Annotated in this window: 1 pseudogene; it reads left to right on the top strand. The window is 30.2% G+C overall.

Annotated features, from left to right (window positions below):
- Positions 1-191: 191 nt before the first annotated feature.
- Positions 192-1,777, top strand: a pseudogene (locus HMPREF1252_RS03670) (recombinase family protein); the annotation flags it as partial.

Raw genomic sequence — 1,777 nt, 5'->3', positions numbered from 1 at the left:
GCAAGCAATAAAGATTTATGGTATGAGAGTTGCTATGTTATGTAGACTTTATGATCTTAAATTAATTAATGGTAAGGAATATACAAAAATTAAGAACAGGTTAGAAAATGATTATAAGAAGATGGATAGAAAGTAATTAATCTTATGATATAATAACACTGTAAATAGATACAAAATGGGAAGGAGGTAAAATGAATACTAAAGTAAAAGTAATAAAAGCTTCAAATACAGGAGCAAGAAATAGAAATGCACTATATTTAGATTTAAAACGTGTCGTAGCTTATTGAAGAGTAAGTACAGATAGTAAAGATCAACTTGAATCATATAAATCGCAAGTTGATTATTATACAAATCTAATAAAAAATAATAAAAACTGGACTTTAGCTGGTATATATGCAGATGAAGCAACAACAGGAACAACTGCTACTAAAAGAGCAGATTTCATGAGACTAATTAGTGATTGTCAAAATGGAGATATAGACATGATAATTACTAAATCTATATCAAGATTTGCTAGAAACACATTAGATACTTTGAAATATGTAAGGCTTCTAAAGGAAAATAATGTTGGTGTAGTATTTGAAGAAGAAAATATAGATACTTTGACAATGGATGGAGAGCTATTACTAACAATATTAAGTTCAGTAGCTCAACAAGAAGTAGAAAATACCTCAGCCCATGTGAAAAAAGGACTGAAAATGAAAATGGAAAAGGGGGAGCTTATTGGTTTTCAAGGTTGTCTTGGATACGATTATGACCCTACAACAAAAAGTATTTCTATAAATGAAGAGGAAGCTAAAATTGTTAGATATATCTTTAAAAGATATTTAGAGGGCAATGGCGGGTCAGTCATTGGCAGGGAACTAGAAGAACAAGGATATCTCACCCCTAGAGGTAAAACAAAATGGTCTGATACTACAGTGTTGGGAATAATTAAAAATGAAAAGTATATTGGTGATATACTAATGGGAAAGACTTTTACAGTTGATCCCATAACAAAAAGAAGACTAGCAAACTTTGGGGAATCTGATAAATATCACATCGAAAATCATCACGAGCCGATTATATCAAAAGAATATTTCGAAAAGGCACAGGAGATTAGACTCAGGAGAGCACAAAATAGAAACACCATTGCTAATAAGGATAGAAAAAGAGAGAAACTATCAAGGCAATATGCTTTTTCAAGTATGCTTGAATGTGGATTTTGTGGTGAAATACTTTCAAGAAGAACATGGCACACTAGTTCAATTTATAAAAAAATTAACTGGCAATGTGTAAAGTCAACTAAAAAAGGCAAAAAATATTGCCCTCATTAAAAAGGAATACAAGAAGCAGCAATAGAAAAAGCATTTGTTGAAAGCTATAGGCAATTATGCCATGCAGATTCAACAATAATAGATGACTTTTTAAAGATTGTTGAAGAAGAAATAAATGATGAGACTTTGGTCAAAGATTTGAAAAAGTTAGAAAACCAATTAAACAGAATCATTAGTCAAGAAAGAAAGTTAGTTGATCTTCATTTGGAAGATAGTATAGACGAAGAAGTTTATGCTAAAAAGTATAAAAAACTAACAAAACAAAAAGAAGAATTACTTGATGAAAAGAAAACATTGGAACTAACGATAAAAGATGAAGACTCTATTAAAGAAAGATTAAAGCAATTTAAAAAGGTCTTAGAAAATAAAGAAATTATAGAGGAATTTAACAGAACAGTATTTGAAAGCATAGTTGATAAAGTCGTGGTTGGAAGAATTGACAAAGACGGAACAGTCCATCC

This window comes from Peptoniphilus sp. BV3AC2, from assembly GCF_000478945.1.
GTDB lineage: Bacteria > Bacillota > Clostridia > Tissierellales > Peptoniphilaceae > Peptoniphilus_B > Peptoniphilus_B duerdenii.
Note: the sequence above shows the minus strand (reverse complement) of the source record. Positions and strands in the feature narration are given on the sequence as shown.